This window comes from Pseudomonas sp. TSO6, from assembly GCF_056098905.1.
In genome coordinates, this window is record NZ_JBLZWV010000026.1 from 67,778 (window position 1) to 81,280 (window position 13,503).

Here is a 13,503-nt window from a genome sequence, read left to right on the forward strand (position 1 = left end):
AGGCTCCTGGGAATCGGGTCCTTCCGAGGAGTCATCATGGCAAGAATCAAGCTCACCAAGTCCGCCGTGGAGGCGGCGAAACCCCAGGCGCAGGCCGTCGAACTCAGGGACACGCTGGTGCCCGGCTTCCTGTGCAAGATTACACCGACGGGCCGCAAGGTCTTCATGCTCCAGTACCGCACGAACGCCGGGGAGCGCCGCAAGCCCGCCTTGGGCTTGTTCGGGGAGTTGACCGTTGAGCAGGCTCGCTCGCTGGCGCAGGAGTGGCTGGCGCAGGTGCGCCGGGGCGGCGATCCCAGCGCCGATAAGGCAACCGCCCGATCCGCCCCCACGGTCGCGGAACTGTGCAAGAAGTTCATGGAGGACCACTCCAAGCAGCGTAACAAGCCCAGCACGCAGCGCGGGTACCAGGCGGTCATCGACCGTTGCATCGTCCCGATGCTCGGCCGCATCAAGGTGCAGGACGTGAAGCGGCCCGACGTGGCGTCGGCCATGAAGAAGATGGTCCACAAGCCGGCCGAGGCGAACCGTACTTTCAGCGTCATGCGTAAGATGTTCAATCTGGCCGAGGTGTGGGGCTATCGGCTTGACGGCACCAACCCGTGCCGCCATGTCCCGATGTATCCCAACGGCAAGGCCACCCACCTCATCAGCGACGAGGAAATGGGCAAGCTGTTCCGGTATCTCGCCTTTCTGGAAACCGACGGCCTGGGGCAGGATCACGCGATCCTGCCGCTGGCGATCCGGCTGCAATTCGAGTTTGCGGGCCGCCGCTCCGAAGTCGTCGCGCTGCAATGGGATTGGGTTGATCTGGAGAACCGGCGCGTGGTCTGGCCCGACAGTAAGACCGGCTGCATGTCCAAGCCCTTGAGCGAGGAAGCCCATCGTCTGCTGTCTACCGCGCCCCGGAAGGACGGTTGCCCGTATGTGTTCCCGTCCCCGAACCATCCCGGGAAGCACATGACCACGGGCGAGTATTACGGCGGTTGGACGCGCATCCTCAAGCGCGCCGGCGTGACCCATGTGGGGACGCACGGCATCCGGCATCGCTCGGCTACCGACATTGCCAATTCGGGCATCCCCGTCAAGGTCGGCATGGCGCTGACGGCGCACAAGACCGTGGCGATGTTCATGCGCTACGTCCACACAGAAGACAAGCCGGTACGGGAGGCGGCCGAACTGGTGGCCAACCGACGCCAAGCCATCACCGGGGCGCGGCGAACTGATCCGGTGGAAACAGCGGCTAGCTAGGCCAACTTCTTGCGATTCATACCCGAACGGATATAATCCTGGTTCAGGAACGCAAGCTGCTGTACTGGGAAGGCTCCTCTAAGAAGGACTTCAAGGAGTTTCCCATCGACGTACAGAAGGACATGGGTGTCGCGTTGTTCATCGTCCAGTTGGGCAGCACGCCGCCTTCGGCCAAGCTCTGGAAAGGGTTGGGCTCCGGTGTGTACGAATTGGTGGAAGACCACCGAAGCGACACCTTCCGGGCAGTCTATACAGTGAAGATGGGCGATTCGGTACATGTACTACATGCGTTCCAGAAGAAGTCCAAGTCCGGCATCGCCACGCCGCAGCCGGACGTGGAACTGATCGAGAAGCGGTTGAAGGCCATGGTGGCCCGTCATAAGACGAGCGGGAGATAAACGATGAAGCGTAGTGACCATCCGCAAGGCACTGACAACGTGCTGCGAGATTTGGGCTTTGACGATGCTGAAGAGCTTTCGGCAAAGGCAGCGCTCGCGCTCAAGCTTAATGAATTGATTGACCATCGCGGCCTGAGCCAGACGGAGATTGCTGCGATCACGGGCATGACTCAACCGAAAGTGTCTCAAGTCCGCCGCTACAAGCTCCAGAACATTTCACTGGAACGGCTGATGCAGGCACTGGTTTCACTGGACCAGCGCGTAGAGATTGTGGTGCAGCCTGCGCGGCATGCACATTCGGCGTGCATTACGGTTGCCGCATGAGTCTGTGGCGTCTGTATAGAGGGAGATGGGGAGAATGAAGTTTGCCTATGAAGATTTGAGCGACGATCAGTTCGAGGTACTGATCGTGCTCTTGTGCCAACGCTTGCTCGGTATCGCCGTTCAGGGATTCGCAAAAGGGCCGGATGGCGGGCGCGACGCAAAATTTGTCGGCACGGCGGAACTGCACCCCAGTAAGGCCGCCCCGTGGGTGGGCACGGTCATTGTTCAGGCCAAGCATACCAACGGGTACAACCGCAGCTTTTCGGAACTGGATTTCTACAGTACATCTAGCAGCAACACGGTGGTCGGCAAAGAAGTGCCACGCATCAAGAAGCTGCGCGAGGCCAAGCAACTCGACCACTACATGCTGTTTGCGAATCGCCGCCTGACCGGAAATTCCGAGACAGAAATCCGTGACCACATCGCCGCCGAATGCGGCGTCCCTGCTTCGTCTATCTATCTTTGCGGCCTGGAACAACTAGAACTTTGGCTGAAACGCTTTCCAGAAGTGGCCCTGGAGGCGAATTTGGATGCGGTGGACTCGCCTCTGATTGTCAGTCCAGATGATCTTGCCGAGGTTGTTCAGGCGCTTGCGCGCCAAAAGGATGACCTGACAGCGTTACTCGACGACCCGCCCACCGTGCGCGTGACGTATGAGGAGAAGAACGCGCTCAACAATATGACGGCAGCATATGCAAAGGAGCAGCGGCGTAAATACCTGAAGGAAACGGCGCAAATTCGCACTTTTCTGGCTGCGCCAGAGAATATCGAATTGCTGCGCATGTACGAATCTGTGGTCGATGAGTTTCAGCTCAAGATCCTTGCGAAGCGCAAGGACTATCAGACCTTCGACGAAGTCATGGAATATCTGGTGGATCTGTTGTTCAGTCGCGACCCTGTTCTTCGGCAACACGCCCACAAGCGACTGACGAGAGCCATTCTTTTCTACATGTATTGGAACTGTGACATCGGGGAGGTGGATGATGCTGCGGCCAACCAAGCACTCACATCCTGATCGCACAGTAATTAATGTTTCTCTTCTGCTCCTTTCGCGGCTGAAAGATCGTCGCGTCGATGAATACGATGTGCTGCGCAAATTTGCAAAGAAGCACGTTGTCGGCGGCGACGTGCTTTTCCTGCCTGCACTCAATTTTCTCTATCTGATGGGCCTGATTGAATATCGTCCTAAGACGGACGCAGTCGAATACGTAGGGCCAAATGAAGCTATCTAAACTCTATTCCAACAAGCCGGATGTGTTTGAGCCCGTGGACTTTGCTCTTGGGCTGAATGTCGTCATGGCGGAAATCCGTCTGCCGGAGAATCGGAACAAGGACACACACAATCTTGGGAAGACCACGCTGGGGCGTCTTTTGGACTTCGGATTCTTGGCAGGAAAAGACCCTAAGTTCTTCCTCTTCAAGCATTTTGAATTGTTCAAGGATTTCGTCTTTTTCCTTGAAATTGAACTGGAGGACGGCTCCTTCATCACGATCCGACGCAGCGTAGAAGACGCGACCAAAATCGCCTTTAAGCAGCATGAGGCAGGCCATCAGGACTTGTCGGCGTTGGCGCTCGCGGAATGGGGTCATCGGGACGTTCCTTTTGAACGTGCACGAGAACTGCTTGATGGCCTGCTCGACTGGCGTGCTCTCAAGCCATGGTCGTACCGCAAAGCGCTTGGCTATCTGTTGCGGTCACAAGAGGATTTCCGCGAAGTTTTCCAACTTCGCAAGTTCGCTTCCAAACATGCTGATTGGAAGCCATTCCTTGCACACCTTCTTGGCTTTGATGCCAAGCTTATTGCCGAGCACTATGCAAAAGAGCATGAGCTCGCCAAAAAGCAGGAGACGGCGCAAGCCATCAAGAATGAATTGGGGGGGTCGATCGAGGACATCAGCAAGATTGAGGGCATTCTTCTGCTCAAGCAAAAAGATGCGGAGAAGAAGCAAGTGCTGCTGGATGCTTTCGATTTTCGCGCTCTAGACAAGGATCGCACCAAGAAGGTGGTGGAAGAAGTTGATGAGCGCATCGCTGCGCTGAACTCGGAACGCTATTCTTTGAGTCAAAACAGGAAGAAGGTGCAGGCATCATTGCAGGAGGATCAGATTCTGTTTAGCCCTGATGAAGCCCAGAGGTTGTTTGGCGAAGCTGGCGTGCTGTTCCAGGGACAGATCAAGAAAGATTTCCAGCAATTGATCGCCTTCAACCGAGCTATCACAGATGAGCGGCGCGGCTATCTCCAAGAGGAATTTTCGGAGATCGAGGGGGAACTGAAGCGAGTGAACGCAGAACTGAACTCCTTGGGAAAAAAACGTTCAGAGATGCTCTCCTTCCTAAGCGGAACGGATGTTTTCACCAAATACAAGTTACTTTCGGATGAGATGGTGACGCTGCGTGCGGACATCACATCGCTGGAACACCAGAAAGGCCATCTGCATCGTCTTCAGGAGTTGCGTACAGAGATTAGAGCCTTGACGGAAGAGCGCGACCATTTGCAGGCGCGGATCGAAGCCGACGTGGATAAGCAGAACTCTGATCAGGCAAGCCTGTTCTCCACGATTCGCGTTTTCTTCAGCGAGATTGTTGAGGAAGTCATTGATCGCAAGGCGCTATTGAGCGTGGCGCTCAATCAGGCAGGTCATCTGGATTTCAAGGCGGAAATTCTCGATGGCTCTGGCAACGCCACGAGCGCTGACTTGGGACACACTTACCGAAAGCTGCTGTGTGTTGCTTTTGATATGGCTGTGCTTCGTGCGCACCTGAGTGAGAAGTTCCCGCGCTTTGTGTATCACGACGGTGTGCTGGAATCGCTGGACGACCGAAAGAAAGAGAACTTGATGACAGTTGTGCGTCGTTATGCAGATTTAGGGTTGCAGCCGGTCATCACGCTGATTGACTCCGATTTGCCAGTACGAGCAGAAGATGATGCCCCTGTTTTTACAGCGGGTGAAATCGTCGTCACGCTACATGATGAGGGGGATCACGGCCGAATCTTCAAAATGAGAGGATGGTAATTCAATCCTCATTGGTTCACGTAGTTATTCAGGGCATGCTCCTGGCATTCAAAGTGATGGCTTGTGCGCGTTAGAGCGTGTTCTGAACTTTGAGCGCCGCAATAGTAATGAGGCTGGGGTGCTGTGATGCCCCGCAAGGCGATGCCGCGTTGGGCGCCGGTTTGGAAGTAGGAGCCACACACGTGCAAGCTTGGCTCTCAAGCGGCACGCCAACGATGGGATTGACCGGCCGGATTTTGAAGGATAAGCGGTGACGCGATGAAGCTAAACAAGGCTTGGTGGGAGCATCTTGCGCCGAAGTCGATGATCGGAAGGCGGCGCGAGGTTGAGCAGCTGCTTGAAGACTTCGTGCGGTCCTCCGAATACGGGCGGGAATGGGCGCGGGTGGCTGCGAATCCCCACGGCGTGTTTAGGCTCAAGCCAGGCCAAGTGATACCCGTGGTGCGCATGATTTTCATGGGCGACCGTCCGGGGTTCATCTCTCCGTTCCGGAAGCTCATGGATGGGCACAGAACGGTGGACCGCAAGCCAGAGTACGGTCTCGGCGCCCTAGGTGAAGGCGAGTTAGCTATCCAGCCTACGATTTCGGTGGAAGTCGTTACTGATCCCGCGTACTTGGCTGCGGCCATGCGCGGAGCTACGCAGATTAACGAAAGCACCATCAGGAGCCCTAGCCTTGTATTTTCGGTGCCCGCGCACTTCCTGCTATCGCCCAAGCACTACCCCGAACGCGCATACGTCCTCTACCAGCACATCTTCGGCGCTGGTGCGTCATACCCCGACGACGGGTCCTTTTATGTGGGTGTGTCCACCCGTAGCTGGCAAAAGCGCTGGTCCGAGCACCGTCGCGCGATTGAGACGGGCAGTCCATTGCTTTTCCATCGCCGATTTCGAGAAGAGCAAGAGGGTGGGCGTCTCACGTACGTGCACCACAAGGTGATGGCTATCACCGACGATGTGGAGCAGCTCTACGAGGCGGAAGAGTTCCTGGTGGAAGGGCATTGGGACGACGAACGCCGGCTCAACATGGTGCCGGGCGGAAAGAGCGGCCTACACTACCTGCGCGAAAACGGATTGCTTTTGAAAGGCGTCGTTCCTCTGCCCGATGACCGCGACAAGATTCTGCACAAGTGGTTGAATGACCATCCCCGCTTGGGGTTACCGGCGCCATGGGTCGCCGAAAAGTGGAAGGACAACGACTGGGCGATAGCGCAGATTTGCGGGCGGGACGGGCGCTTATCGGTGGTCCAAGTCAAGGCGATACGCGAGCTCGCCAAAAACCACACGCCCGAGGAAATTTACGTGCGCATCGGGGCGAAAGACGTGGACCAAGTGAAACGAGTCTTGGATGGAAAAACCTACGCACGAATAGCCTGATCTCCAAAGCGTTGTACCAAGCCGCCACGGTTCGCGCTGGCGGCTTTTCCGATGCTTAAAGCGTTCGAAACAATCAGCCACTTAGAGCGTTTTCTGAACTTTAAGCGCCGCAATAGCAGTGAGGCTAGAGTGCGGTGTTGCGCCGCAAGCCCTACCCGACGGACGTCAGCGGCGAAGAATGGCTTCGCTGGCTATCACCTGCTGGCAGTGCACCTTACGCCGGCCGAAGAACGCGAGCGTGCCCAGGTCGACCACATCTGCGCCGCAGTGCAGCGGCCGCGGGCCACACAGTCGAGCTGGCATGGGCCGACCGGAGCTAACCGGAGAGAAAGCGCGAGAGGCCGAAAAGGAACATGACATCACACTGCAGATCGTGAAGCTGCCTAAAGCGAAGAAAGGCTTCGTACTGCTGCCCAGGCGCTGGGTGGTCTAGCGTAGCTTTGGTTGGCAGGCGCGCTTTCGACGACTGTCTCGGAACTATGAACGGCTGCCCGAAGTGCTCAGCGGACTGCACTTCCTCGTCTTTTCCGTGTTCATGCTGCCCAATGCCGCGCGACTGCTGGCTTCTGCCAGTGGTTCATAACAGGCTCTAGCTCCTGTTGAGCCGGCATCACTTTGTGTAGTTGAGTGCTCATCCCTCCAGAAATCTTATAAAGTGTTACAAACACGCTTGCTTCGGTCACGCCGAGCAAGTCTTCCAGGATGGTCACAAGGACGGTCTATGGCCGCAAAGGATGAGCAAATGATTGGTCGTGGATCTGAATGGCGTCGCTGGGAACCGCACATCCATGCGCCAGGAACCGTTCTAAATAATCAGTTTGGCAGCGACTCCCCTTGGGATGCCTATCTCAGAAAGCTTGAGACAGTTACGCCGAAAATTGAGGCGTTGGCTGTGACTGACTATTACCTTACTGAAACGTACGAAGAGGTGGTAAGGCAAAAGGCGGCTGGCCGTTTGCAAGATGTACAACTCATTTTTCCCAACGTCGAATTGCGTTTAGATGTCGCTGCAAAGTCTGGCTTTGTCAACGTGCATCTCCTAGTCAGCCCTGAAGATCCGAACCACGTCGCAGAACTACACCGCATCCTTCAGCGCCTTCAGTTTCAGGCGCATGGCGATACCTTCAACTGCACCCGCTTGGATCTGATTTCCCTCGGCAGAAAAGCCGACACTAGCATCCTCGATGACCGCGCTGCGCTTTCGCACGGCGCCACGCAGTTCAAGGTGAATTTTGACCAGCTCCGCCGGGTCATGCGAGAGAGCGATTGGGCGAAGACCAACATCCTCATCGCGGTTGCTGGCGCGACAGGCGACGGAACTTCGGGGTTACGCCAAGCCGCAGACGCAACCATGCGTCAGGAGATCGAAAAGTTCGCCCACATCATCTTCTCAAGTAGTACAGCACAGCGCGAATTCTGGTCTGGTCGCAAGGGTGTGACGCTCGACCAACTCAAGGAGCGTTATGGCGGCTGCAAGCCCTGCCTCCACGGCAGCGATGCCCACGACCAGAAAACCGTAGGCGAGCCGGTTGAAGAGCGTTATTCGTGGATCAAGGGCGGTCTAGAGTTCGACGCCTTGCGCCAGGCTTGTATCGACCCCGAAGGTCGCGCTTATGTCGGAAGCGAATCGCCGTCCACGGCCATGCCTTCCCAAGTAATCTCGAACATAACTATCGGAGATGCGAGTTGGGCATCAACTCCGAACATACCACTTAATCCTGGGCTCGTCGCGATCATCGGCGCGCGCGGCTCAGGCAAGACCGCGCTTGCTGACATGATTGCCGCCGGCTGTGACGCAATCACTCCAGCCGCTTGGAATGCGAGCGTAAACATCAGTCCGTCATTTCTCGTCCGTGCCCGCCAGTTGCTTGGCCAGGCGACTGCAACGCTGACATGGGGTGGAGGTGCTTCAGTCAAACGCTTCCTCGACGGGCGCGATGCAAACGGTCATCTAGCTTTTCCCCGAGCGCGCTACTTGTCTCAGCAATTTGTAGAGGAGCTTTGCTCCTCTGCTGGCGTCTCCGATGGACTCATCGCGGAGATAGAGCGTGTGATCTTTGATGCCCATCCACAAGATGATCTTGACGGCGCTATCGACTTTGCCGAATTGAGGGATTTCCGCACCGCCCGTTTCCAGCAGGCCCGGGAACGGGAAGCTGAGGCAATCGCCGATTTATCCGAACGCATTGCCACGGAGATTGAAAAGGAAGCTGCTGCCACAGGCCTAGCGCTGCAAGTCACGCAAAAGACCGGCCAAATCAAAAGCTACAACGAAGATCTCGCCAAGCTTGTCGTGAAGGGAACTGAGGCTCAGGCCAATCGCCACACCCAGCTCGGACAGGCCGTGCAGACGCTGCGCGGAACGATCCAAGCCTACGGCAATCAGCGCCGGACATTCGTTGCGCTGCAGGATGAGGTGGCAAGCACTCGCAATACCAAGGCCCCCGAGCTGCTGCGCCAAGCCAAGGAACGACATGTTCACAGTGGCCTCAATCAGCAGCAATGGGATGAGTTCCTGCTGATCTATAAAGGCGATGTCGATACGAGTTTGACCGGCTATGTCACATGGTCCGATCAGCAAATTGCAGAACTCACAGGTCCGGCCATTTCGGCCAGCGATCCGAATACGCCGCTCTTCCCTGACACTGCTGACCTCTCTAAATTAACCCTCAATACGCTGTTGGCTGAAATGGCCCGGCTGGAGGTGCTGGTAAGCGCCGACAATGTCATTCGCGGTCAGTACTCCACTCTGTCAAAGCGCATCGCCCAAGAGAACGCCGCGCTCATTAGCCTTCAAACACGCCTAACCGACGCTCAAGGCGCTGGCGCGCGTCGTAAGGAACTCCAGAGCGAGCGGGAAGCGGCTTATGGCCGAGTATTTCAGGCGATCATCAACGAGCAGAATTCGCTCGCCGATCTTTATGGACCCCTGATGGCGCGCTTAAATGCGTCCACCGGCACTCTTCGAAAGCTCGGGTTCTCGGTTCGTCGCGTCGTTGACGTTTCCGCCTGGGGAGCTGTAGCTGAAGAAGACCTTCTCGACCGACGGAAGGCAGGGCCATTCCAAGGCCGCGGCGCGTTAATCGCTCTGGCGGACACAACCCTACGATCAGCATGGGAAACAGGTTCGGCTGCCGACGTGCAGGCAGCGATGACGAATTTCATTTCGCAATACATGCGCGACCTTCTGAGCCAGGCTCCCTTTGGCCAGAATCAACAAGCAGAGTTTCGTGGCTGGTTGAAGCAGTTCGCTCACTGGCTTTTCGCCACCGATCACATCTCGGTGCGATACGAAATAGTCTATGACGGAATGGATATCCGAAAGCTGTCGCCTGGAACACGGGGTATCGTACTTCTTCTTCTCTACTTGGCACTGGACGATGCTGACGATCGGCCACTTATCATCGATCAGCCAGAGGAGAACTTGGACCCCAAATCTGTGTTCGAGGAATTGGTCGCCCTGTTTATCGCGGCTAAGGCCAAACGCCAGGTAATCATGGTCACGCACAATGCCAATCTCGTCATCAACACCGATGCGGACCAGATCATTGTCGCCGACGCTGGCCCTCATCCTGCTGGTGGGTTGCCCCCACTCAAATACACATCTGGTGGCCTTGAGAACACTGCTATTCGCAAGGCGGTTTGCGACATTCTGGAGGGCGGCGAAGAGGCCTTCCGCGAACGCGCACGTCGATTGAGGGTTAGGCTGGATCGCTAACTGCGGCAGCATTGAACGCTCGGTGCGTAGATTGATTGCCAGATGTTTGGGAACGAACATCGGTTTTTCTTACCTCGATTCCTTGCGCCGGTATGAACGCAAATTGCACTTGGGTGCGATCCCATTGACCAACGGAAGGATGCAATAGCTCCGATGACGACCTCCGCTCCTATAGACACTACTGGCCTGCTCACCATATTGGGAGTCATCGCCGCTGTGTGGGCGCTCATCTCTCCCACTAATCGGCTCCGGCTTCGCTTCTGCACGACATGGGTGGATTGGGTCGTGGGTGGATCGGTGTTTTTTCTTGTCCACTACCTGATGTACGCCCCGGTCTTGGAGCAACTTGGGCTGTACTACAGCTTGGGACCTTGGAAATGGGGGTTCGACAGTTCCAGCGCGGTGTATCTGCTGCTGCTCTCGGTGGCACTGTATTTCTTTTGGCGAACACGCTTTCCGAAGCTGGCCCGAGGGCGAGTTCACGTCTTTCGTGAATTGATCGAAAACTTGCACCTCACCAAGCGCTATGGCGAACTGGTATTGCTGGTCGAACCCCAACTGCCCACTCTTATTTCCCTAACCCGGCAACAGTCTTGGCTGGTGCGCTGGATTAACAACGCGGGTAATTCCAAGGATGAACTGGCGGCACTCTTGCGCCGGGAGCCCCCCAAACCTCGTTCAGCATGGCGCAAGCAGTGGCGCCGTTCTCTGCACACATTGAAATCCAGATGTGCAGAGCGAGATCAGGCCAGCTTACAAGCCCGGGAGATCCTGTTGAATCTGGTCACCTCGCCTGAGTTAACCGTTCACCTGGCGCAGGCACACCCACATTTCTGCCTCAAGCTTCTGGAAGCGGACGAAGCGATACGTTCTGACTTTATTGCGCAGTACATCGACGCGCTGTTGGACGCCACGGGAAGCCGCCTCTACGTTGAGCTGAAGAACAATCAGAACCTCAATGGCGGAAGCCGTCTTTACCTGCCGGAAAGCAATCGGCTACTTCGTTTTTTCTTCGCCGATGCAGCGATGGCGGTAAAGAACGACGTGGAGGCTGCGATAGGTGATTCTGTACGCCGTCGATTGGACGAAGACAAGCATTTGGCCGAAAAGCTCAACGAACCATTGGGCTCCTACCAAGAGGTGGGGCGGTTTCGCTGTCCAATCAATTCAGGTATCACTCTCTTTGAAATCATGGTGCACGAAGGCATCCACCAGGGGTTGCAAGACCATATGTGGCTGCACTATTTTGACGACTTCGCCGAAAAGATCCTCAAGCAAATGTCTGGCGTATCCGACGACGGGGCCTATCTGGAGTGGCCAACGCCATTTCACTACCTTCTCGGCCGCCTGGTTGGCGTTGCTACGGATTGGGCTGAGCAGTGCGCGCGAATGGATGATTCCGAAATCCCACAGGCAACCCGTTGTGCCGTTGATTTCGATTGCCACTACATCTCCAAGCAAGCCACCAAGGTAATGGGGGCGATGCTGCAACACATCATTCCGAGTGAGAAGCTATCGGCGTCATTCAAGACGCATCTGCTGGAAATCGCTATTCGCAGTTATGTAAGGCTCCAGAGCGATCCAAGGATGGCCGATGTAGCCGCGTCATTCCTGAAGGCCGTGATCGTCGGATCGGATTTGCCTACAAAGGACGCTTACCGGCAGGAGCTTCGTAATGTATTCGGAAATCTGGATCACGTTCTGCGGGACAACGCGTCCACCTTCAAAACTGCGCTGGACGCCTCGCTGCCTTGACGCTTCGCCGCACGGGGGCGGTCATCGCGGCTGATTCACTTATTCGGCATGCCGGACGTTGGCAGTGGCTACGACTTGATTAAGGCCATAGCCCCTTCGTTCATCGCTCTCGTCAATGAGCCGCATCATGGCTTCGCGCAGTTCGCTCGACACGGGTGTGCCGGCGTCCGTGTCGCGAAAGTAGCGCATCACGGTGCCCGCGACGATGTCGGCCAACTGCACGCCGATGGCCTCATGCGACTGCGCAAACTCGATGCTGGCTTCCTCCTCGAACCGGTAGTCAGACTGCGGGGTGTAGGGCAGATCCACGAAGTGGCACAGGTTTTCGGCCGTCATTTTTCCCTGGCGCAGAATGTTCTCCACCTCCAATTGCTGGTCGTGTACCAAGCGGATGCCGGCCAAGCGCCTGCTGTAATAACGATTCATCCTGGCGTAGATGCTCGTGAATGACGTCATGTTCGGCAACATCCAGACCTGTTTCGCATGTTTGTTAAGGTCGGGGGGCGGAAGAAACCGCGACCAAGCCTCGCCACCGTTAACACGTTGCTCGTCGTATTCGGCTTCAGCCTCCTGCACCATGTGGGCAATGCCTTCCGCGATTTGCACGGCCGATCCGGTATAGCCCCGATCTGTGGCCATGTCGCGCAGCACGGCGAATGAGGCGCGGAGCGTCCCGTCACCCGGCGCCAGGCACGAGGCGACGAATGTATCGAGGACGCGTTCGGACGCGTGGAAGTACAGGAAGTCTGCCACCGTGTTCTTGATGAAGTGGAGCTTCACCGACTCGGTATAGCCAAGGCATGCTGGCAAGAGTTGGAACGAGGTGATGCTGGTGCAGATAAAGAAGCGCTTGTCGACCACCTCGATGAAAAGCGGAGCGCGTTGATCGAGCAATCCATTGATGACTTCGGCCGAGAATCTTGGCTTGGCTGTCAGCGACTTGGACTTGAGTTCGCCAGCAGGAATGCGGTGACGGCTTCGTAGCTCATTGATGCGATCTTCCCAGTCATGACCGTCCTCAAGACCAATGCCGGCTAGGGCAAAGTAGGGCTGGCCCTTGAAGTCGTAAGCATTGCCGCTGTTGATCATGTCCCCGCTGTGGCCGCTTTCATCAATATAGACGGTGGTCATGTTTCGATGCTGTCCCTGGAGTGATTCGTCTTCGGATGTATAGCGCATTCTGAACGCGCGCTCGACCTTAGTGTTAGGGGATGGGCGCGTTTGCGCCTTTCCTGGGGCTGGCGGCCGTTGGTGTCTTCCTGCCACCTCTGCGGAACGTCAATGTCCCGTTGAAGTTGCAAGAACGACTCTTTGATCACAGTGTGCCCAAAAGCCTGCTGATCCGTTGAATCATGGGCGTCCCCGGCCCAGAAGCATGGCCGGTCGCGCTGTCGTGCTGCGCATCGAGCCTCGCTGCGCGAGTCTCGCCCCTGACGGGCTTCCATCGTTCCCTCGCTCCGCTCGGCTGACGCCTACGGCCCGGCTTCCAGCTTCGGGCCTGCGCGCTTCGCTTGCGTGCGGTCGGCACACAGGGATGGCCGTTGCCTTGTCCAGCCGTCTCCCCTGACTTCATCACCTTACCCGCGACCGTAGCCCGCTCCCGTGTGCCGTCAAGGCGCGCAGGGCCGTGTCCTCGGCTGCGCCTGCGGGCCGCACCAACCCTGC

Annotated in this window: 10 protein-coding genes and 1 pseudogene; 10 read left to right on the forward strand and 1 reads right to left on the reverse strand. The window is 56.7% G+C overall.

Going from position 1 to position 13,503, the window contains the following annotated elements:
* The first annotated feature begins 36 nt into the window (after window positions 1-36).
* The 10 genes and pseudogenes from ACN6NG_RS10070 (at window position 37) to ACN6NG_RS10115 (ending at window position 11,838) form a co-directional block, all read left to right on the forward strand.
* Complete coding sequence (locus ACN6NG_RS10070; protein WP_198833919.1) at window positions 37-1,251, forward strand: tyrosine-type recombinase/integrase; 1,215 nt, start codon at window positions 37-39, stop codon at window positions 1,249-1,251.
* A 122-nt stretch (window positions 1,252-1,373) separates the two neighbouring features.
* Window positions 1,374-1,649, forward strand: a complete 276-nt coding sequence (locus ACN6NG_RS10075; RefSeq protein WP_474313773.1) for a type II toxin-antitoxin system RelE/ParE family toxin — start codon at window positions 1,374-1,376, stop codon at window positions 1,647-1,649.
* Window positions 1,650-1,652: 3 nt separating this feature from the next.
* Complete coding sequence (locus tag ACN6NG_RS10080; RefSeq protein ID WP_103458167.1) at window positions 1,653-1,973, forward strand: helix-turn-helix domain-containing protein; 321 nt, start codon at window positions 1,653-1,655, stop codon at window positions 1,971-1,973.
* 34 nt (window positions 1,974-2,007) lie between these two features.
* Entirely contained in the window at window positions 2,008-2,988 is a 981-nt protein-coding gene (locus tag ACN6NG_RS10085) for an ABC-three component system protein (RefSeq protein WP_103458168.1), read from the forward strand.
* Window positions 2,957-3,205, forward strand: coding sequence for an ABC-three component system middle component 8 (locus ACN6NG_RS10090; RefSeq protein WP_103458169.1), 249 nt, complete (start codon window positions 2,957-2,959; stop codon window positions 3,203-3,205). Before ACN6NG_RS10085 ends, ACN6NG_RS10090 begins: the two co-directional genes overlap by 32 nt.
* Window positions 3,192-4,988, forward strand: a complete 1,797-nt coding sequence (locus ACN6NG_RS10095; RefSeq protein ID WP_474313775.1) for a DUF2326 domain-containing protein — start codon at window positions 3,192-3,194, stop codon at window positions 4,986-4,988. The genes ACN6NG_RS10090 and ACN6NG_RS10095 overlap by 14 nt, the downstream gene beginning before the upstream one ends.
* A 258-nt stretch (window positions 4,989-5,246) precedes the next feature.
* Window positions 5,247-6,365, forward strand: a complete 1,119-nt coding sequence (locus ACN6NG_RS10100; protein WP_339519204.1) for a hypothetical protein — start codon at window positions 5,247-5,249, stop codon at window positions 6,363-6,365.
* Between the two features lie 198 nt (window positions 6,366-6,563).
* Window positions 6,564-6,948, forward strand: a pseudogene (locus ACN6NG_RS10105) (transposase); the annotation flags it as partial.
* Window positions 6,949-7,107: 159 nt separating this feature from the next.
* Window positions 7,108-10,083 carry a TrlF family AAA-like ATPase gene (locus tag ACN6NG_RS10110; protein ID WP_474313984.1) on the forward strand — a complete coding sequence of 992 codons (2,976 nt, stop codon included), beginning with the start codon at window positions 7,108-7,110 and terminating at the stop codon, window positions 10,081-10,083.
* Between the two features lie 153 nt (window positions 10,084-10,236).
* Window positions 10,237-11,838, forward strand: coding sequence for a hypothetical protein (locus tag ACN6NG_RS10115; RefSeq protein WP_474313777.1), 1,602 nt, complete (start codon window positions 10,237-10,239; stop codon window positions 11,836-11,838).
* A 39-nt stretch (window positions 11,839-11,877) separates the two neighbouring features.
* Here the strand turns inward: ACN6NG_RS10115 and ACN6NG_RS10120 are convergent, their stop codons facing one another.
* Window positions 11,878-12,969: a DUF3800 domain-containing protein gene (locus tag ACN6NG_RS10120; RefSeq protein ID WP_474313779.1), complete on the reverse strand. Its 1,092-nt coding sequence runs from the start codon at window positions 12,967-12,969 to the stop codon at window positions 11,878-11,880.
* Window positions 12,970-13,503 lie beyond the last annotated feature (534 nt).

Coding starts and splice junctions, on each gene's coding strand:
- ACN6NG_RS10080 (WP_103458167.1), top strand. CDS start 1,653: ATGAAGCGTAGTGACCATCCGCAAGGCACTGACAACGTGCTGCGAGAT.
- ACN6NG_RS10075 (WP_474313773.1), top strand. CDS start 1,374: ATGGGTGTCGCGTTGTTCATCGTCCAGTTGGGCAGCACGCCGCCTTCG.
- ACN6NG_RS10100 (WP_339519204.1), top strand. CDS start 5,247: ATGAAGCTAAACAAGGCTTGGTGGGAGCATCTTGCGCCGAAGTCGATG.
- ACN6NG_RS10120 (WP_474313779.1), bottom strand. CDS start 12,969: ATGACCACCGTCTATATTGATGAAAGCGGCCACAGCGGGGACATGATC.
- ACN6NG_RS10070 (WP_198833919.1), top strand. CDS start 37: ATGGCAAGAATCAAGCTCACCAAGTCCGCCGTGGAGGCGGCGAAACCC.
- ACN6NG_RS10085 (WP_103458168.1), top strand. CDS start 2,008: ATGAAGTTTGCCTATGAAGATTTGAGCGACGATCAGTTCGAGGTACTG.
- ACN6NG_RS10110 (WP_474313984.1), top strand. CDS start 7,108: ATGATTGGTCGTGGATCTGAATGGCGTCGCTGGGAACCGCACATCCAT.
- ACN6NG_RS10090 (WP_103458169.1), top strand. CDS start 2,957: ATGCTGCGGCCAACCAAGCACTCACATCCTGATCGCACAGTAATTAAT.
- ACN6NG_RS10095 (WP_474313775.1), top strand. CDS start 3,192: ATGAAGCTATCTAAACTCTATTCCAACAAGCCGGATGTGTTTGAGCCC.
- ACN6NG_RS10115 (WP_474313777.1), top strand. CDS start 10,237: ATGACGACCTCCGCTCCTATAGACACTACTGGCCTGCTCACCATATTG.